At 65.6% G+C, this 17,857-nt stretch carries 20 protein-coding genes; 1 reads left to right on the top strand and 19 read right to left on the bottom strand.

Annotated features, from left to right (window positions below; genetic code table 11):
* Positions 1-15 precede the first annotated feature (15 nt).
* The 4 genes from AL3_RS07605 to AL3_RS07620 are packed head-to-tail and all read right to left on the bottom strand — an operon-like array spanning position 16 to position 6,332.
* On the bottom strand, positions 16-1,143 hold the full coding sequence (locus AL3_RS07605; RefSeq protein ID WP_066298825.1) for a hypothetical protein: 1,128 nt from the start codon (positions 1,141-1,143) through the stop codon (positions 16-18).
* Positions 1,144-2,088: a hypothetical protein gene (locus AL3_RS07610; protein ID WP_066298827.1), complete on the bottom strand. Its 945-nt coding sequence runs from the start codon at positions 2,086-2,088 to the stop codon at positions 1,144-1,146. It lies immediately after the preceding gene.
* 9 nt (positions 2,089-2,097) lie between these two features.
* Positions 2,098-2,964, bottom strand: a complete 867-nt coding sequence (locus AL3_RS07615; protein WP_066298829.1) for a hypothetical protein — start codon at positions 2,962-2,964, stop codon at positions 2,098-2,100.
* Complete coding sequence (locus AL3_RS07620) at positions 2,964-6,332, bottom strand: phage tail tape measure protein (protein ID WP_066298830.1); 3,369 nt, start codon at positions 6,330-6,332, stop codon at positions 2,964-2,966. Before AL3_RS07620 ends, AL3_RS07615 begins: the two co-directional genes overlap by 1 nt.
* 47 nt (positions 6,333-6,379) lie before the next feature.
* On the opposite strand from AL3_RS07620, the gene AL3_RS18365 reads away from it, so the two are divergent.
* On the top strand, positions 6,380-6,583 hold the full coding sequence (locus tag AL3_RS18365) for a hypothetical protein (RefSeq protein WP_151724017.1): 204 nt from the start codon (positions 6,380-6,382) through the stop codon (positions 6,581-6,583).
* Positions 6,584-6,885: 302 nt separating this feature from the next.
* Here AL3_RS18365 and AL3_RS07630 read toward each other — a convergent pair whose 3' ends face one another.
* The 15 genes from AL3_RS07630 to AL3_RS18370 form a co-directional block, all read right to left on the bottom strand.
* Entirely contained in the window at positions 6,886-7,476 is a 591-nt protein-coding gene (locus tag AL3_RS07630; protein WP_066298832.1) for a hypothetical protein, read from the bottom strand.
* A gap of 103 nt (positions 7,477-7,579) precedes the next feature.
* Complete coding sequence (locus tag AL3_RS07635; RefSeq protein ID WP_066298834.1) at positions 7,580-8,098, bottom strand: phage tail tube protein; 519 nt, start codon at positions 8,096-8,098, stop codon at positions 7,580-7,582.
* The gene (locus tag AL3_RS07640) at positions 8,098-8,361 is read right to left on the bottom strand and encodes a hypothetical protein (protein ID WP_066298836.1); all 264 of its coding nucleotides are present in this window, start codon (positions 8,359-8,361) and stop codon (positions 8,098-8,100) included. Before AL3_RS07640 ends, AL3_RS07635 begins: the two co-directional genes overlap by 1 nt.
* A gap of 9 nt (positions 8,362-8,370) precedes the next feature.
* Positions 8,371-8,790: a hypothetical protein gene (locus tag AL3_RS07645; protein WP_066298838.1), complete on the bottom strand. Its 420-nt coding sequence runs from the start codon at positions 8,788-8,790 to the stop codon at positions 8,371-8,373.
* The gene (locus AL3_RS07650; RefSeq protein WP_066298839.1) at positions 8,783-9,151 is read right to left on the bottom strand and encodes an HK97-gp10 family putative phage morphogenesis protein; all 369 of its coding nucleotides are present in this window, start codon (positions 9,149-9,151) and stop codon (positions 8,783-8,785) included. The genes AL3_RS07645 and AL3_RS07650 overlap by 8 nt, the downstream gene beginning before the upstream one ends.
* A gap of 10 nt (positions 9,152-9,161) precedes the next feature.
* Positions 9,162-9,572 (bottom strand): DUF6093 family protein, encoded by a 411-nt coding sequence (locus AL3_RS07655; RefSeq protein WP_066298840.1) that lies wholly within the window; start codon positions 9,570-9,572, stop codon positions 9,162-9,164.
* Positions 9,569-9,931 carry a hypothetical protein gene (locus tag AL3_RS07660; RefSeq protein WP_066298842.1) on the bottom strand — a complete coding sequence of 121 codons (363 nt, stop codon included), beginning with the start codon at positions 9,929-9,931 and terminating at the stop codon, positions 9,569-9,571. Before AL3_RS07660 ends, AL3_RS07655 begins: the two co-directional genes overlap by 4 nt.
* Before the next feature lie 90 nt (positions 9,932-10,021).
* On the bottom strand, positions 10,022-11,089 hold the full coding sequence (locus AL3_RS07665; protein ID WP_066298843.1) for a phage major capsid protein: 1,068 nt from the start codon (positions 11,087-11,089) through the stop codon (positions 10,022-10,024).
* A gap of 12 nt (positions 11,090-11,101) precedes the next feature.
* Positions 11,102-11,452 (bottom strand): DUF2190 family protein, encoded by a 351-nt coding sequence (locus tag AL3_RS07670; RefSeq protein WP_066298845.1) that lies wholly within the window; start codon positions 11,450-11,452, stop codon positions 11,102-11,104.
* A gap of 2 nt (positions 11,453-11,454) precedes the next feature.
* A complete protein-coding gene (locus AL3_RS18625; protein ID WP_066298848.1) occupies positions 11,455-12,642 on the bottom strand; it encodes a hypothetical protein in 1,188 nt (395 codons plus the stop codon).
* A gap of 213 nt (positions 12,643-12,855) precedes the next feature.
* Positions 12,856-13,911, bottom strand: coding sequence for a phage minor head protein (locus AL3_RS07680; RefSeq protein ID WP_066298853.1), 1,056 nt, complete (start codon positions 13,909-13,911; stop codon positions 12,856-12,858).
* Between the two features lie 75 nt (positions 13,912-13,986).
* Entirely contained in the window at positions 13,987-14,256 is a 270-nt protein-coding gene (locus AL3_RS07685) for a hypothetical protein (protein ID WP_066298855.1), read from the bottom strand.
* On the bottom strand, positions 14,253-15,776 hold the full coding sequence (locus AL3_RS07690; protein ID WP_066298857.1) for a hypothetical protein: 1,524 nt from the start codon (positions 15,774-15,776) through the stop codon (positions 14,253-14,255). Before AL3_RS07690 ends, AL3_RS07685 begins: the two co-directional genes overlap by 4 nt.
* A 20-nt stretch (positions 15,777-15,796) precedes the next feature.
* Positions 15,797-17,302, bottom strand: coding sequence for a phage terminase large subunit (gene terL, locus AL3_RS07695; protein ID WP_246168665.1), 1,506 nt, complete (start codon positions 17,300-17,302; stop codon positions 15,797-15,799).
* A 161-nt stretch (positions 17,303-17,463) separates the two neighbouring features.
* Positions 17,464-17,610 carry a hypothetical protein gene (locus tag AL3_RS18370; RefSeq protein ID WP_157075249.1) on the bottom strand — a complete coding sequence of 49 codons (147 nt, stop codon included), beginning with the start codon at positions 17,608-17,610 and terminating at the stop codon, positions 17,464-17,466.
* Positions 17,611-17,857 lie beyond the last annotated feature (247 nt).

Here is a 17,857-nt window from a genome sequence, read left to right on the forward strand (position 1 = left end):
GTGTTGCCAAAGCGGTTACCCCATCTTCTCTACTCTCGCCACAGTCAGAATGGCGTGGTTCTTTTCGGGTTCGGTGACGATGGACAGGATCCGAACCCATAGCTCTACGTCCTGGGTCCAGCCATGTTTGGATCGGATGAGGATTTCGTCCCCCGGTGCGTAACTGCCAAGGGGCGCGTGCGGGTGATCGAGCACGGTCAAAGAATCGATGTCCTCATGCCCGAGCCGGGCCGAAAGTTCCCGGGTTGCGGCAGCGTTGGCGGACTTCTTGTTCCGCAGGGTTTTGTCGGTCACGACGACGGTGCGCTGCAGCCTGCCCGTGGTCCTGGAAAACTCGCCGCGGATCATCTTGCGACCCTCGCCAGCGCCCAGCACCACGACTTCGGAGGCGTACTCGTCGCCGTCGTAGATGATTTCCGGGGTGTCGAAGATGTTCTCCCCAACCTGGAACCGCAGATCATCCCGCCGCCGGCCGATGGTTGGGTAGCCGAGCCTCAGCCGGTGGCTGATCGTTTCCCCTGACCATGCATGCGCTACCAGGTAATCGAACGGCGTCTCCGTGGCCAGATCATCGAACGCCTTACCGAGGTCGTGGTCCTTCCACCACTGCAGGGTGTACGGGCCGGTCTGGAAGTTCACTTCTTCACCGGTCTCGGTGGTGAACTTGACCTCTTCCTCCTTGGTCCCGATATTGACCGGGGAGGTGGTCGAATCCAGGACCATCCCGAGGTTGCCCCCAGCCTGACCCTGCTTGTGCGCCCAGATGTGCCGGGCCATGGCCAATGGATCGACCTGAACCCACGAGCCATCCGCCTTGTACGGCTGGCCCTGCAGGTAGCCGGTGAAGCCAACACAGTCCAGGGCGAGCTTCGGGCCATCCTCCGTAAGGTCTGCGAGGATCGCACCCGCCCGAATATGCCCGTCCTTCTCCGCATAGATCGCAGTTGACCACGGCATGAACAGCGGCTCGCCGGCAGGGGAACGCAGCCGAGCGATTTCCGGCTCAATACTGCCCGTAATCCCGCCCGGTCCGGACAGGTCCTCCCGGAGCTGGGAACCCTGCAGCGGCACGTCATTGGAGAGGAAGGTCTCGGTGCCGTCCCCGTTCAGGCGGGTGGCAAGGAACCTCCACCCGGCGGCCACTTACACCGCCTCCTGAGTGAACCAGACATCGAACTGCACATGGGTCTTGGTGTCCGCCCGCAGGAACCCCGGGTCGGTCCCCGCGTTCGCACGACGCGCCTTCAATTCCAGGTTCTGCGTGGTCCCCGGGTAGGCGGTCGGCAGCTTCTGGGACATCGTCACCCCGAGGTTCGCCCGGGCCGGGTTGGAACTGGAGGCCCCCGCATTGATGTCAATTGGCATCACCGGACCCGTCATGGATGTGCCCAGGGTGAGCTGAACCTCGGCGTAGACAATGCCAAGCCGCTGCTCCGCACCGTCCACACGCGCCAGTACCTTGACGTGGGTAGCCCACTCCGGGACAGCGATTGGCGCCGTGACATTCGGCCAGCGCACAAAGGCCGCGTTCGTCAGGTCCGCGACGGTGGCGCCCCCGGAGAGGACCACCAGATCGCGGAACGTCTGCGGGTTGGCCAACTGCCGGGGATCCGTCAACATGGCGTTGGTGATGGTGGCCGTGTTGGCGGGCTGGACCAGCTTGGACAGCAGGACAAACGGATACGCCAGGTTGGTGATGGAGGTTACCCACACCGGCCGGATGTAGGGACCCGCCGCCGGATTGGCCGGGGCTGCCCCGCCAAACTCAGGGTCATCCACCCGCAGAATCAGGTACTTCGTCGCACCGCCGCTGGACCCGGTAGCCGTGACCTCCACATCCGTGGCGGTGGCATTACGAGCCGTGTAGGACTGGTTCGGTGCGCCGGGATAACGGTTGAGGATGGCCGCCCCGCCCGGCGCGATGCGGACAAACGCCCCAGGGGTAGGCAGGGCAGTGACCTTGAGGTCCCCCGGGGAGATGACGCCGGTAGCGCCATTGGTGGCCGCGTAGGCGAGCATCCGGGCCACGGCGGGCGAGTGGTCCGCGCCTTCCGCGCCGATAAACCAGGGGACAGAATCGAGTGCCATGAGTGCTCCTTAGAAGCTGAAAAATGTGTTGCGCCAGCGGACGGTGCAGGACGAGAGGCCGGAGGGATCCGTCCCAGCGAAAACAATCTCCCGGCTTCCGGGCCGCAGCCGGGCCTCAGGGAGATAGGTGCGGCGGGTCAGAGATCCCGCCAGGCTGACGCCGTCGTTGCGGAGCACGGTCCCCGTCCGGGCGTTGATGGTCACTGACTGGTCATAAGCCAGAGAGGCATTGAGGCCGATCTGCCAACCAGTGGACGAGGCCACGGGGTTGAGGACTGGCCCTTTGAACACCACCTCCACAGGCGCCGGGGCGTCCCCACCGATGCTGATGAGACCCTGCCGAGAGCTACCGGGAGAGGCCCTGAGCGGGGCACGCAGCGGAGCTTTTAAGCCTCCGGAGTTCACCGGGACCAGCCCAACAGTGAGCTGCTGCGGCGTGTCGTCGTAGTACCACGTGTCCTTGGTCTGGAACTTGGCAGTAGCCACCACTCGGCCCAGGTCGAACACCTGGGAGAAGTCCGGGAACAGTTCCCGAGCCCGGCCGTAGACCAGCCGGGTCCGCCCTGCGATGGCGTACCGCAGGACGGACTCGGCGCCGGGGACGGCCGCAACCTTGTTCCACGCCCGGGTTAGCGCTGCTAGGCCCGCCAGCGCGGACTCCGCCCCGCCGTGACCGACCCGAAGGCCAAAGGACCACAGGGGCGGGACCCGGAAATCCCGCCCCTGATTAACGTCCTCACCGAAAGGATTGAGCACGTCCTGGGTGCGGTCTCCAGAGGAGGATAGGCCCACACCCTGGACGTACAGGGGGCGACGCCGGGACCCACTGAACAGGTACCCGTCCAGCTCAAAGTCCCCATCCTGGAGAACAGCCATCACATACCCCCTGCATACTTGCCGCCACGCTGTATCCGCGTGACAGCTGAATCAATGGAACTGACCACGCGGCCTGCCTCTTCTTTTGCAATGCCACGAACGGTGCCGAGCAGTTCCCCAGAATCCAGGTAAAGCTGTCCCACGAGGTGCATCTCCCGCTGCCCGGCAGCGGCTGATGCCACGGCCGGCGGCGCGGTGTAGGTGCGGCCAAACCGGTCAGCTGGAGCGAAGTTATCCGACCTCGGGAAGGTCCCGGCGTTGATGGCGGCCAGCTCCGTGTCATACTCCTTCGAGCTGAAAGGGTTGATTACCCACTCGGTTCCCTGCAGGCCGACAGGCTTGCCGTTCACCAAGCCAAGAAGGTTGTCCTTTTTCTTGGTGGGATGCGCAGGGCCAGGTAGCCTGCCACCGGACCAGTAACCCGTCATGATGTCGTCCACCCGCCCACCAAGCGCGCCACCGGGGAGCAGCACTCCGCCGCCGGGCTTTGCACCGCCGTGGGACTCTCCCAGGACGGTTTTCTTGAACAGGGTTTCCGTGGTCTCGATGTAGGTTCGGACCACCCGCCCGTCAAGCTTGTTCAGCTCCCCGGTGAGGGCCTGCGCCCGCCGGGTAGCCTCGTCACTCATCCACGACTCAATGGAGACATCGTCCGGCACCTGGAGGACCTCCCGGGCCATGCTGATGGCGTCAGCTTCTGTCATGCCGAAGCCCTGACCCGTGTGGACCAGCGAGTTGTAGGTGCTGCTGAGTTGTCCCTGGACCTCCTCTAGGGAGACGTTCATGTCATTGGCCATGACCTGCGCGACACTCAGGCCCTCGCGGGCCATGCCAATCAGCATCTCGTTGGCGCCCTTACCGGCGTCGGTGTTGATGTTGAGCTTTGTCCCGGTCTCGTCCAGCACGGCCCCGAGGGTGCTCTGCGAGTTGAGGATTTCCTGGATCTGTCCGTCCATGTCCCGCAGCGTGTCGGCCCACTGGAACGTGGCTTCCCGGGTGTCCATGACGGCCAGCCCGGCGGCGAACAGGGAGTCGAGGTACTTGTCCAGGCTGGCGATGGTGCCGTCTGCTGCCAAGCCGACTTCCTCCAGTGCCTCCGCGGCTTCCTCGGTCATAGGGACTGACTCGGAAGCCGCTTCCCCCACACCCTGCAGAGACCCGGACAGCTCATCTCCATCAGCGGCGGCCAACTTCTGCTCAGCTGACACCGCGGCCAGCGCATCCCCGTACTGAGGGAACGCGGCCGAAACCTCATCTAGCGGAACCTTGTTCTCCTTGGCCCACCGCGTGACGCTGGAGAATACCTTCTCGGCATCTGCCGCGTTGCCCGAGGAAACCAGAGTCGCGAGACCCTGATCCATCCGGTCAAAGGAACCCTTGAGGATCTGAGATGAGCCGTCGATGCCGGTTACCCCGTTGATGATCCCCTCGGAGAAGTCGTTGAACTTCTCGCCCGGGGACTTCTTGAACATGCGGTCCAAGGCGTCGTCCAGCCCGGACACATTGTTGATGAGGCTTCCACCGTCGCGGTCCTGGAAGATCCGATCCAGTGCATCGGCTGCCCCCGGGCCCTTGGCGGTTACGTCAGCGAAGGCATCGGCGATCCGCCCCATGCCGGTGTCGATGTCGTCCATGTAGTTGGCTTCGACAACCTTGGCTAGGGCCAGACCCACCGCGGCGATAGCGCCAGCTACGGCCGCAGCCTTGCCGACCTTGGTAAGCCCGGACGCGGCACCGGAGGAGTGCTCCTGCAGCTTCTTAAAGGACTCCACGGTGTCCATGACCTTCGGGAAGAGGAGGATGAAACCACCCAGAGCCAGGGCAGCGACACCAGCCACGCCGCCAAGCACGGTTACGACGCCCTGCACCGGAGCGGGCAACGCCCCGAAGCCGTTGGCGAGGGTCGCAGTCCCCTCGGCGACGGTTGAGATGATCGGCAGGAGGACGGCGCCCGCGTCGATGGCTGCATCCTTGATGCTGTTCCAGGCCATCTGCACCTGCGCCTCGGTGGTGGCGTACCGCTTCTCAGCTTCCTCCACGAGGGCGGTATTGGCTGCCCATGCCTGTGCACCCTGATCGAGGGAATCGGACAGGATCGTCCCGGCCCCTGCGAGCCGCAGAATGACCGAGGTCTCCTCCGTGCCCTTGATGCCCAGATCGGTCATGGTCGAGATGACGTTGCTACCGGATTCCTTGACCCGGTTCAGGCCCTGCACGACGGCGTCCACAGCGCGGACCGGGTCGTTGCCGAAGTCCTCCGCGAACTGGGCGGACGTGGTGCCGGCGATCTTGGCCAGATTGTCCAGGCCCTCGCCGCCGGTCATGACGTCGCCGTACATGCGCTGCATGACGCGGGACATCACGCCGCCGCCCAGCTGCGCCTCGATACCCACGGAGGCCATTGCATTTGCCATGGCCAGCAGGTCGGCCTCGGACGCGCCAACGAGCTTGGCTGCACCGGCGATGCGCTGGGCCATCATGACGATTTCTTTTTCCGTGCTGGCGCCGTTGTTGCCCAGGAGCACCAGTGCGGCACCGAACCGGGCGATCCCCTGAGATCCTTCGCGCTCCATGGTGCCCATGACGTTGCTGATCTGGGCGATCGCGGTCGCCGCTTCGTCGGCGGTGAGGTTGGTCGTTTCGGACAGATCGATCATGGTCCGCGTGAACCCGAGAACGTCCTCGCGTTTGACGCCCAGCTGGCCGGCCGCCTCGGCCACGCCGGCAATCTCGGCATGTGTTGCCGGGAGCTCGCGAGCCAGACCGCGTAGACCAGCCTCAAGCTCGGCCATCTGTTCCGGGGTGCCGTCAACGGTTTTGGTGACGCCCGCCCAAGCGGACTCCCAGTCCATGGCGGCCTTGCTGACGGCTCCGAGACCAGCGATAGTGACGGTGCCGAAGCCGACCATCGCCTGCCCGGCGGCGTCAACATCCTTGGCTTTGCGGGCCAGTGACTCCAGCCGGGTCTCTACGTTCTCTACCGCAGGGGCAGCCTCGCCTGCCGCCAGAGCGGTGAGGTAGACAGAATCAGAGAAGCTATCCAGTCCATGGGCCGCAGCCTGCGACGAGGAGAGCACCCGGCCCTGGGAATCGACCAGACGGCCGTCGGCTTGGTACTTTAGCCCGGCTTTGTCGGCGGCCATCTGCATGGCAGCGGCCTCGGCGGTGAGCTGGTTGGCCGTCCGCTTACTGGACTGCTCCTGCTTCTGGGAGGACTCCTCGTGCTTCCGCCCCGCCTCAGTGGCCTTGCTGCTCGCCCTGTCCTGCGCGTTGGCCAGCTGATCGGTGGACTGTTTCGCCTTGCCAAGATCGGTGACGTACTGACCGACCTGAGCCTGCAGTTTGACGACGACGGAACGCTCGGCCACTATGCCTCCAAGATGGAAAGTTCGGACGGCATGGCAGAATTGGCGCCATGACTAAACAGGGGGAAAAGGTCCAGCACCGGCGGGGACACAACGCGATCGTCACTGGGCTGGCCATGCTCGTCCTCGGCGGGGCCATGACGGCGGCGGGGACCATTGGCGGTGGATCAGGGCTGGCCGGTTTCAGCGCCCTCGTGGCGTTCGCCGGGTTCATCACGCTGATTGTTGGGATCGGGATCCGCCGTGAGAAGTGACGGCCGGTTCAGCACGACATTGAGCAGCTCACCGGGCTCCGGTTCGTAGGCCGAGTTACCCTGGCGTTCCTTCGACTCGCGGTCGATGACTGCTTGCCGCTGGCAGATGACCGTCTGCTCTGACAGCTCGAACCAGCCGTCGTTCTCCGGGTCTTGGCAGACCACCGAAGGCCAGCCACAGGAGCAAAGCCCACCCATGTAGAGGGTGTAGGCCAGCTCGAGGAGCCGGTCCTTGTGCTTGTCATTGAACCCGAGATAGGACGACGGCGGCCGGCCGGTGCGCGCACTGGTTTCGAGGGCTGCTACGACTCCGGGCCAGCGGCGGGTCCAGAGGGCTTGGGCAAAAAATCTGCGCTCACACGGGGTGCGGCGTTAGTTGCGGTCTCTTCCGCCCGGTACAGCTCAGCCATCTGCGCCTCACCGATCCGGGTGTAGAGGTCCTGCACCTGGCCAAGGGTCATGCGAACATCCGTACGCTCGGCCTGACCGGGCGCCTGCAACCCGATGATGGACGCCGTCACCAGGCGGAGGACGAACCCCTCGTCGCCTTCCTTGATGCCCTTCTGGGCGGCATCGTGCGCCTTTCGGACAGCCTTGCGCTCGGGCTTCGTCAGCGCCCGCAGGTAGACCGTGACACGGGATTCCGCGAACTCCTGCAGCAACGAGGTGTACTCCTCGGTGAGGCCCTCCGCGGCGGGCGCGTCTCCCAAGGACTCTTCGGCCTCGACGCCGGCTGCCGCCACGCGGTGCTCTTCCTCGATGCGTCGGCCAAGATAATTGATGCGTCCAACGAGGTCCCCGCGGGTGTAGACATCGGCGGATTCGACGGGCAGAGCGGCGTTGCCGAACCACGAGTTGAAATCGAAGTTCTTGGCTGCGTCAGAAATAGTCATGGGGTTTCAGGCTCCAAAGGTTGAGGGTGTTCAGGCTCTTGCTGGGTGGTGCGGTGCCCGCCCGGAGCCTGAATCACAGGCGGGCACCAGTAGGGGGTGGCAGCTACACGCCAGCCGCGGCAACCTTGCCGTTGAGCCATGCCGTCTGGACTTCCATCGGCACACGACGCTTGATGTAGCCGCCCATATCGGAGGGCTTCTGCGGGTTGTCGGTGGTTACCTCGTAGCCGTCCACCTCGTCGCCGGTGGCGAAGGGTTCCGTGGACTTCTTCGCGGACTGCCGCTCGTACAGGTAAAGGTTGGTGCCCTTTTCCTTGAGCAGCTCGAACACCGCATCCTCGACAGGGTCTGCCTGCTTGGTCGTGTCGTCGAAGTACCGGAACGGGGTCACCGAAGCGGTGTAGTTCGACGGACCGAGGGCGTTGGCGTTGCCCTCCTTGCACAGTTCTTTCTCCGCGATCTTGTCCGAGTCGGTGGGACCCAGGTTGTAGTCGCTGGAGAGGATCCGGCAGGAGATGTCCACGCCGGCGGTCAGCTCCGCGATGGTCGGCGCGTAAGGGTTCTTCGGGATGGTGGAGAGGGCGACGACTTTGATGCGGCCGTCTGCGAGAGACTTGGGCATTATGCCTCCTTGGTTTTCTCCGGCTTGGCCGGTTCCTTGATGGGTTTGGCCGGAGTGGCCGGCCCGCGGTCGGCGGGGGTCTGGGGTTCCGTGACGGGCACACCGGCGGCGGGCTGCATGGGCTCGGTGATCTGCTCGGTCCGGGCGCGGCTGGACGGCACCTCTTTGAGGTGCGGGTAGTGGTCTAGGTGAGCGCGGGGGACGGTGTGCGGCAGGATTTCGTTGGTGCGGGTGTCGCGCACGCGGATCCATTCGGCTGGCATGGGTGCCTCCTAGGTGGTTTCGAGCCGCCACGGGGCGGGCAGCATGAAGCGGGCCGGGGTTTCGGATGAGTCCCGGAGAGGGGTTTCCTGGCGGAACCCGTCAGGGTTTAGCAGGATGTGCGCGGTGCCGAGGGGCAGGTTTGTGAGGGTGCGGCGGACATCGTGGGCGACCCGGGCGCAGATGTCGGCGTCGGCAGCCACGGCCTTGGATTGGAAGTCCCAGCGCAGGCCCTGCAGGTCGACCAGGTTGGAGAGGTCCCGTTCCGGGATTTCGTCCCCGATCCCGCCGTGGAATACGACGTAGGGGAGGACGAACCCGGCAGCGTCCGTTGGGACTTTCGCGGGCACGTATCCGTCGTAGACCGTGACCCCGCGGAGCGTGCGGAGGGCTGCCAGGACGCCGGCGCGGTACAGGATTGGGTCAGCCATTCAGGCCCTCCTCCGCGATCTGGGCCAGGGCCTGGGCAAACGGTCCTTCGTTGCGGTCCGCGGCCGGACCCATGAACGGCTGGGCAGGGGCGCGGCTAGTGCCAAGTTCCAGGAAGACGCCGTAGTTAGCGGTGGGACCGATCTCCACGGAGAGGTCACCGGCGCGCCCGACGCTGCGAAGGTCGGAGTGCCCGATGGAAGCGCGGAGGTTTCCCGTGTCGACCGGGGCGAGCAGCTTGGCGTCCTTGACGACGTCCCGGGCCGTCTTGCGGACCACGGTCTGCGTGAGTAGACCGGTAGTTACCTGAGCGCGGGCGATGTCGGCGGCGAACCTGCGGACTTGCGAGTTCTCGAAGCCCACGGCGCGCCTCCTACGGGTTTTGCTGGGTGAGGTTGTCCACGCAGGTGAAGTCCCGGCCCCACGCGAGTTCGCCGAACTGTTCGCCGATGATCCGGAAGGACCGGCCCAGAACGTGGACGACGTCGCCCAGTTCGCCGGAACGGATGGGCGGCCCGCCGGCAGGTGCGCTGACGAGGTATTCGCGGGTTTGGGTGGGCTGGTCGGCCTGCTCACCGGTGGCTTCGCGTTTCAGCGCCTGCACACGGACCGTGGTAGACCAGATGGTTTCCGAGCCGTCCCAGCCATCGGGGAGCGGGTACGGGGCCGGGCCTCCGGAGACGCGTATGAACACGGCTTTCGCGGTCTGCGTGCCGTCCAGGGTGGGGCGGTGATGGTCAGCCCAGCCCGCGGGGATGACCGGGTAGCGGGGGAGCGGGCTCACAGCCGGTACTCCTCGCCCTCGAGGTGCCCGTACGGCTGGAAAGGGATGACGTCGAACCCGTCCACGGCCGCGGCGTCTTCGGCGGCGGCCCGGGCGCGCAGCTCGGTGGCCTGCTTCCGCAGTTCAATAGCAACGGCTGGCCCGTCGGTGGAGAGGTCCTGGGTGCGGATCTTCTTCGAGACCAGCACCTCGGACGTGGCGATCGCGTCCAGGGCATCGGCGGATGCCCGGAGGACGTTCTGGTCGTTCAGGTCGAGGTAGCCGCGCAGGTGCTCGTCGGTGAGCAGGAACGCGGCCTCATCGAGGTCAGCGATGCGGAGGCGGACCCGGCCCAGATCAGAGGTGAAGTCGATGGCCATGGGTGCCTCCGCTATCGCTATGAAAGTTTGGGGGTGGCCCCCGCGCTGGGATTGATTAGCCCTATTCGTCAGCGCGGGGACCGGTTGGAGCTAGGCTCCGTTGGACGCCCAGACGCCGGGAGTGAACCCGGGGTCGATGCCGTAGACGTCGCGGCCACGGAACCAGATGGTGTCGTCGTTGAAAGAGCCGTCCTCAACGGACACTGCGCCGCCGCCGACGCGCTGGCCCTGGTCGGACTTGACCCGGATGTCGACCGTTTCCTCACCCGAGAGCAGGGTGCGGATGATGGACGGGAGGTCCGAGGACTTGCCCTGCACGAGCGCCCAGGCGGTGGCCTGCGCGGTGCCGAGACGCTTGCCAGCAGTGCGGGATTCCAGCGGGGTGACCACGTTGGTGAACGGGTTCTGGATGCGGGTCTTGGTAACCTTCTGGCCACTGGTGACCTGCATTTCCAGTTCGGTGGCCTTGAGCACGCGATTCACTTCGCCGCGCAGCGCCGGCCCGTGCACCAGCACGAGGTCGGAAGTGTCCACCAGCTCATCCCGGTGGTTCTCGCGCTGGGCGAGTTCCTTGAGCGCGGCGTCCAGTGCCTCCGGGGAGAACGGCACGGAGGCCACGGAGCCGAAGAACTTCGTGCTCCAGCCGCCATTGCCGACCAGGAGGTCCGCGACGGCGTTGTTCTGGCCCTTGATGGACCCGTTGCCGAGCATCTTGGGGAAGTTCGCCAGCTCCGAGAAGCGCCGGCTGCGGCGCAGCTCCCACGTCAGCCCGTAGGACTTACCGTGCTTGGCCGCCTTGTGCTTCAACTCGGTCTCGTTGAGCGAGCCGCCCTTGTACTCTTCGCCCTGGGCTACGGGCTCGAAGGCGTCGCCGGACCAGAGGTCAACGAGCTTGTGCTCATCGAACGTGTCGACGGTGACGTCCACGAGCAGCGGCTCGAACTCCTTGACGGCGTCCTGCTGTGCCTTGATGGCCTGCTTGGCGAACGCGTCACCCAGCAGGACGGGGAAGTCGCTCGTGCTGAACGCTTCTAGGAGCTTGGCCTGGGTGAAGTGATCGGCGCCGGACTTGCCCTTGGCGAAGAGCTTGGCGGCTTCGTACACGCGCTCGTCCCGGGTGGGCGCGGCGCGGAAACCTTCTTTTGCGAGGATGTCCATGTGTTTGTCTCCTTACGCGCCGACGGCGGTCTGAGTGGTGTAGCCGATCGGGGCTACTTCGAGGGGGCCCGTCGCGGCGGCCTTGGTTCCCAGGGCGACGCCGAACAGGTAGTTGCCGGTGCCGGTCGCGCTGAGCGTGCCGTCGGACTTGATGAAGACCGGAAGGCCGACCGATGCGACGGCGCCGGCGACCTGCAGGTCATAGGAACCGTCCAGCCATACGGTGACCGGCTGGCCGGACTTCGCGTCGATCTGGGCGACGCCGCAGATGTTGTTGACGCGGACCGGGTCGCCGGACTTCACATCGCGGGGTGCCGGCACGCTGATGTGCTGGGCGTTGGTGTAGCGCTGGTTCTTCGCCATGGTTACTTGGCCTCTCCGTCGAGCGCGCCGAGGATGTCGGCGTCGGTGATGGTCTTGGACTCGGTGACGGCGGTCGTGTCTCCGACGCCGCGGACGGTGCCTTCGCCGTGGGCTGCACGCCATTCGGCTGCGGACTCGGTTGCTTCGGCCTTCAGGGCTTCGGCGTCCAGGGTGCCGTCTTCCTTGACCGTGTAGGACTCGGCCAGGCGGGTGATGGTGCGGGGCGCGTCGATGCCATCGAACGCTTCGGCGACGATCTTGGCGGCCTCGGCCTTCAGTGCGCTTTCGCGCAGCTTCCGGTTCTCGGCTTCCAGCGCGGCGGCCCGGCTGGCATCTGCACGGAGGGCCGAGAGCTCGGACTCCTCGATGTTGGTAGTAGCCACGGTGGGCTCCTTCCTGTTTTCGGTAACCCCAGCCGGGTTCGACGGGGAATCAGCGGGGGCCGACTCAGCGGCCGGGGCGACGGGCACGAACCGGGTTTCGATACGGACTTCGACGGGGTCGCCGGTGAGCGTGACGGTGTTCCCGGCGAGCGTGTAGCCCTGCTGGTAGATGTGCTCGGCGTCGTCCTCGCCGTAGGTCGCGTACCAGACGATGGAGTCGTCGAAGTCGCGGACCCAGGCGTACCGGCCGCTGCCGGCGTCCTTCACTGCGGCGTTGAGGTACTCGCGGGTGTCGTTCGCGGTAGCTTCAATGACTCGGCGGGCTGACTCCAGGACTTCGGCGATCTTCCCGCCGCGGCCGGCCTTGGTAACAAAGTCGACGGACTCGGCGTGCAGCAGACGGGTGATGGTCCGCTTCCCGTCCTTCTCGTCCATCTGGGCGGAGGCACGGATGCTGACCCCGATGTCTTCGGCCATCTCGGCAATGGCCTCCCGCCAGTGCGGGAACACCTTGGCCTCGGCGTAGAGCGCTTCCTCGGCGGCGTCGTAAACGGCGTCCGAGGTCAGGACCGCGGCGAGGTCCTTGATGGTCCGCTCCGGACGGTCGTAGGACTCCTGGGCGCCGGGGTGGTCGGCGTACATATGCGTGCCAGCAGAGAAGACCTTGTCCTTCGCGGCGGCCTTGATCGTCTCCGTCGGGTAGGTGCCGGAGGACCCCTCGCCGGCGTCGATGATCTTGATCCGGATCCGGCCAGGACCGGACTTCGTGGCGTTCAGGGCCACGGATTCGGTGATGAGCTTCGGCAAGGGGTGCCTCCTGTTGGGCGTCAAATGGCAAGCGATACGAGGTGGCTAGGCTGTGAGTGTGGGCATGGATGATGCGAACGTCGGCGGCCGGCCAGGGGAGTGCCCGGGTCACGCCTGGGTGCTGCACGGGCTGCAGTTCGACCTGAGCGGCGCCCGCATGTCCCGGCAGTGCCGGTGGTGCGGAGCTTTGAGCTATACGCCGTCCAAGCAGGACTAACCGGCCAGCGCTCGCAGGTCCCGGACCGGGGTTACGTGCATGGCATCGCGCCACCCGTCGGTGCTGACCTTCGTGGACAGGTCGTCCCAGCCGATGGTGCCGCTGTTGAGCAGTTCGAGCCGGTCTCGGCCCATGATCCGCGCCTGGGTGTCTGCGGTGAGGCCGTCGAACCATTCCCTTGAATCCGGCAGCAGGTCGTCGGGTTCGTCGAGATTGAAGCCGAGTTCCCGCCAGGACTTCGTTTTGGGGATCCGGTCACACCGTCCCTGATGGTGGTCGATCGGACCCTCTTCGTCCACGGGGTGGAGCTTGCCGTGCTGGGCGAGGCAGGACGGGCAGGTGCGGGCATCCAGGGATGCTCCCCATAGCCAGCCGGCCATCAGATCGGTGTTGGCTTCGTCGGCAGCTTTCGTTGCTGCGCGGTGCGCGTCCAGCATCTCCGTGCGGGCTATGGTCATGGCCCGGGTGAGCCCGCCGTTGAAGCCCTTCTCAGCCTGCCTGACCATGTTCCGGGCAACCTTGCGAGGGTTGTCCCCGATAGCGATGCCCCGGATGAGGTTCCGCTTCATCATGGCCACAGCATCATCGGAGAGGGGCAGCAGCCCGGTCGTGATGTTCTGGGCCGTGCGTGCAACGATGGCATCCATCGCCGAGTCGGAGACCCGCGTCCAGGTTGGCATGACGCTCACCCGATGATCCGTAGGCATCTGCGAGACCGCGACGTCGATCTGGGACTGGGCTGCAGCCAGCGCGGTACGCATGACCTCGGCTTTCGCGGTCACATCAGCCATTTGTGCGAGTTCGTCGAGTCGGTCAGCTGCGAGGCTGAGGGCCTTCCGGAGCCGGATGTTCTTCGCTGCCTGGGAGCCGGTGACGCGCCCGTTCTTCGCGGACGTCATCAGCTCGGTCAGCGCGGCGTCGAACTCCGCGGCCAGCTCATCCCAGGCCATGGCCCACGCACTGATTAGTGCAAGGTCAAGGTCAGCGAGGATCTGATCCAGGTCGGTGCGGCGCCCGGACAGGAGGGCGAGGGTCTGGCTCGTTATCGCCATCCGTGTCCTCCAGATCCTCGATGAGTTCAAACTCGGCCTCGACCAGTCGGCCGAGCTTCCCGAACTGGGTGACCCTCATGCGGCTTGCTCGTCCGCCCGCTGCCTGATCCGTTCCAGCGCGAACGCATTGACTTGGTCAGGGTGCAGCCCGGACAACTGGCAGTAGTAGTCAGCTATCCGGACAGCGCCGGGCCGGTGAGCGTTCTTCATTGCGTACGCAATGAAGAACAGCTCGCAGGCAACAGCAAGGGATGACTGCAGGGGCGGCAGATAATCGCCAATGTCAGCCCGCGCTTCCGGGAGTAAGGATGCCACAGCGTTCTGTACGCGTCTGAGGTCGCTCATCGGATGGCCTCCTTGTTCTCACCGCGCCGGAACGCCTTCACGGCTGTGTCGCCGGCGCTGGCGTCGGGGTCTACCCAGTTGCCGTCGTCGTCGGTCACGTCCGCGAGGATTTCGTCGACGTCTCGCACGCCGAGGGCACGGAGCATGAGCCGCAGGGTTACGAGCGGCGGCATCTTGCCGGTGCCGTCCGCTTCCACGATCGCTTTCATGATCGTTTCGACGGGCAGCTCGTTGATGTCCGGCCACGCAATGTCCAGGGTCCGGTCAGTGTTCCCGGCCAGCTGGACGGTGAGCGTGTTCTGCTCCCGGGTGACGGTGCCCTTGAGTGGGCCACGCGGTGCGATGACTGCTTGGTCGATGACGTATCCGAGGATTGCGCGGAACGCTTCGGTCCACAGTTCCTGCCGGCCCTTGAACTCCAGCCGGGTGGGCTGGTTCAGGGTCTCTGCAACGGCGCGGGCGCCGGTCTGGCCTGGGTCAGCCATGAGCGTTGTGACGGGGATGCCGAGGCCGGCGGCGACTTGTGTGGCGACGGGCCGCCCGGATTCGGAGTCGATGGTGGCCCCGGTCTTCGGGACAGCCTCGATCTTCTGATCCCCGGTCGTGGCCACACTGGAGCCAGCCGGCATCTGCTGCAGCGCGGCACGGGTCCGCTGGGACATGGGGGTCTTGGACTTCGACATCTGGAACGCGATCCGCGACAGGGCCTTGACGAGCAGGACCCAGTCCTCAAGGAACTCCTTGTACGCCCGTGCCCAGGGGAGGGATGCATAGGCGTCGCCGATGCCGAACTTCCAGCCGTCAAGGCCGTTGTCCTGCAGGTGGTAGACGGGGGAGTCCCACATGATCGGGTAGCTGTTCTGCCCGTCCGTCCATGACTTGGTGCGGGTATTGGGCCGCCACCGGATGTCCGGGTAGTAGGCCGTATGCGGGGAGCCGTTCTCTTCCCAGTCCCGCCGGTAGAACATGGTGGTCATCCGGTCCCCGGGTACGGTGACCTTGTCCGCGATCTCATCGAACGGGAGGGTGCGGGGGATGACCTTGCCGGTGAGCGGGTTCGTGAACAGGGCAATGAACACGTTGCCGTCGGTGCCGATCGCGGTTTCCAGCCGGAGTTTCGCCTGGTGCCCGGTCAGCGCGGCACGGGACGCGTCGTCGTCGAGGAAGTCCTGCACGACGACGTTCACGTCCTGCTGGCCCTCAGTGCCGTCGGAGCGGGCGGTGATGCCAACACCCTGCCCATGGACGTATGACGCCCGGATGGCGAGGCCCCGCTTGATGAGCGGGTTAGCGATCGCCATCATGCGGGAGAGTTCCGCGGCGCGCTTCAGGCCTTCACGGCTGAACTCGTTCGAATACTGGCCGAGCAGTTTCTCCCAGCCCATGTCCTCCATGGCCAGCTGCATCTGCACCATGGATTCCTGCAGCTTCTCCGCACGGTACTCCGCCGTAGCGAGTGCACCCTCGGTGACGGTGTTGGCGGATTCCTGGAGTCCGAAGAACTGGGCGAGCTTACCCATGCGGGCCTCCTAGGATCGGGTTAGACGGGGGAGATGCTCCACCCGTGCGTGTTTTGGAAGTCGTACTCATCCGGCTCGGTGACGTCGTCCCTGGGGCTGGGGATCGGCAGGAGCAGGAGCCGGTTCACGGCTTGGGACAGGGCGTCGATGGTGTCGTCGTGGGCGCTGTTGGGGAAGTTCTTCGCTTCCTCGATCAGCTCGTCCACGTTCGGCAGCAGCTCCGCCTCGGGCAGGACCACGTTCCAGGATTCGGCCAGCGGGGACACCGCCGATGCGCGGGCGTACTTCGACCCCTCCGGCTCGATGGGGATTAGCCCGATCACGGTCTTGCCGAGGGCGTTCATGACTGCCGGCCCGTTGGCCTTGTCTTCGACGAACTTGGCCACGGCTTGTGGCCACTTCGCGGACATGTCCTTGATGGCCTGACAGGTGGCGGTGAAGTTCAGGCGTGCCCGGACCTGGTCGAGCAGGTATGCGTGGACGCCGACCCGCAGCCACACCTGCCCGACCACGTAGTCCGAAGACTTGGTGTCCTTGAACGCGAGGTCCCAGGACTGCACCAGCTCGTGATCGTCACGGCCTATGCCGGGGACGGTGCGGGTGCCGTCCGGGTTCTCCTGCCAGAGCGGGGAGCTGTAGCGCGCCCACTCGGCAGGGAACACGCCACCCTCATCGGGGGATGGCCGGCCTTGGTAGAGACTGGCCCACGTACGGGCGCCGGAAGCGATCTTCCGTTTCACCCACTGGAGGCGGGTTCGCCGGCGGGCGGATTCCATGAACTCGCCCGGCTGCCGGCCAAGCGGGTCCGTTTCGCCTTTCTCGGGGCGGTGGTCCGCTTCGGCGGGAATGTTGATGACCTTCCAGTCCTTCCCGTCCTCGGCTGCGAGGAGGCAGCCTGCGAGGTCGTCCGCGTGCCAGCGGGTCAGGATCAGGATCACGGGTGCCCCGGGTGCGAGGCGGGTGAGCGCGGTGTCTGTCCACCAGTCCCAGGCGCGCTCGCGGTAGACGTCGGAGTCGGCCTGTTCGCGGTCCTTGATGGGGTCGTCGATGATGAGCAGGTCCACGGGCCGGCCGGTGAGGGCACCGCCGATACCAGCGGTGTAAACGCCGCCTTCGTGGCCTTCAAGCGACCATTCGTGCTGCGCGGCAAGATCGGGGCGGACACTGAGCCCGAGTTCTTTGCCGTGGGTGGTGATGTCGTCACGGATAGCGCGACCCCACCGGCGGGCAACATTCGACTCATACGACGCGATGGCGATACGCAGGTCATTGTTCTGGGTGAGGCACCAGAGCGGGAAGCGGCGGGACGCCCGCTGCGACTTCCCCTCCTGCGGCGGCATGCTGATGATCAGCCGGGAATCCGGGGTGTTGAACGCTTCAACCAGGGCCGCGTCGATCAGGTCCAGCGCCGGCGTCTGCACGGTCTTGTGATCCAGGGCGGCAGCCATGTCGCCGGGGGTGGCCCACTTCGGCGGCGCCGGCGGCTCGAACATGCGGGCCGCGGCTTCCCACATGGTCAAGCTCACTGGTTCCTCCTGGCTCGGATATACTTCCTGCAGCGATACCTTCGCGGCGCCTATGGCAATGCGTTAGTTGCGGACAACAGATGCCGGCTAGCAGGGCACTCATGTTCAAAGGCTGTTGAGCGGGTCACCGACGGGTGGCCCGCTTTCCTTTTGCCCTGAAGTCAGAGGTTCGCTTCGATGTAGGCGTGACCGTCGGGCGTTGTCGTGACGCCCTTCGCCGGATTAGCGCAGTCGCAGCCTTCGACCCAGACAGGTGCCGACTGGTCAGGCAGGGCAGAAAGCGCCTTGATCAGCTCTTCAACCGTCATGGAATCCTCGGAAGTTGTTGACGGCTACTGGCTCGCCCCGCTGGAGTGTGGGTGGGTCGGGGGTTTTCGCCGTCAAGTTTGTTGGGTGCTGGCGCGCAGGTCGCGTTCATGGCAAGGGGCAGAAAGACCCACGGTCGGGGACCCTCGAACGGCCTTCACCGGAAGCGGTGCGCTTCGTGGGTCGGCGTTGACGCGCCAGCGCCAAGAATGGGGGAGGCCCCGCGGTCATGGGGAATTGGCGGGGCCT

This window comes from Arthrobacter luteolus NBRC 107841 (assembly GCF_001552075.1).
Lineage (GTDB): Bacteria > Actinomycetota > Actinomycetes > Actinomycetales > Micrococcaceae > Arthrobacter_B > Arthrobacter_B luteolus.

Coding starts and splice junctions, on each gene's coding strand:
- AL3_RS07610 (WP_066298827.1), bottom strand. CDS start 2,088: ATGGCACTCGATTCTGTCCCCTGGTTTATCGGCGCGGAAGGCGCGGAC.
- AL3_RS07615 (WP_066298829.1), bottom strand. CDS start 2,964: ATGGCTGTTCTCCAGGATGGGGACTTTGAGCTGGACGGGTACCTGTTC.
- AL3_RS18365 (WP_151724017.1), top strand. CDS start 6,380: ATGACTAAACAGGGGGAAAAGGTCCAGCACCGGCGGGGACACAACGCG.
- AL3_RS07630 (WP_066298832.1), bottom strand. CDS start 7,476: ATGACTATTTCTGACGCAGCCAAGAACTTCGATTTCAACTCGTGGTTC.
- AL3_RS07635 (WP_066298834.1), bottom strand. CDS start 8,098: ATGCCCAAGTCTCTCGCAGACGGCCGCATCAAAGTCGTCGCCCTCTCC.
- AL3_RS07640 (WP_066298836.1), bottom strand. CDS start 8,361: ATGCCAGCCGAATGGATCCGCGTGCGCGACACCCGCACCAACGAAATC.
- AL3_RS07645 (WP_066298838.1), bottom strand. CDS start 8,790: ATGGCTGACCCAATCCTGTACCGCGCCGGCGTCCTGGCAGCCCTCCGC.
- AL3_RS07660 (WP_066298842.1), bottom strand. CDS start 9,931: ATGGCCATCGACTTCACCTCTGATCTGGGCCGGGTCCGCCTCCGCATC.
- AL3_RS07665 (WP_066298843.1), bottom strand. CDS start 11,089: ATGGACATCCTCGCAAAAGAAGGTTTCCGCGCCGCGCCCACCCGGGAC.
- AL3_RS07670 (WP_066298845.1), bottom strand. CDS start 11,452: ATGGCGAAGAACCAGCGCTACACCAACGCCCAGCACATCAGCGTGCCG.
- AL3_RS07680 (WP_066298853.1), bottom strand. CDS start 13,911: ATGGCGATAACGAGCCAGACCCTCGCCCTCCTGTCCGGGCGCCGCACC.
- AL3_RS07685 (WP_066298855.1), bottom strand. CDS start 14,256: ATGAGCGACCTCAGACGCGTACAGAACGCTGTGGCATCCTTACTCCCG.
- AL3_RS07690 (WP_066298857.1), bottom strand. CDS start 15,776: ATGGGTAAGCTCGCCCAGTTCTTCGGACTCCAGGAATCCGCCAACACC.
- AL3_RS18370 (WP_157075249.1), bottom strand. CDS start 17,610: ATGACGGTTGAAGAGCTGATCAAGGCGCTTTCTGCCCTGCCTGACCAG.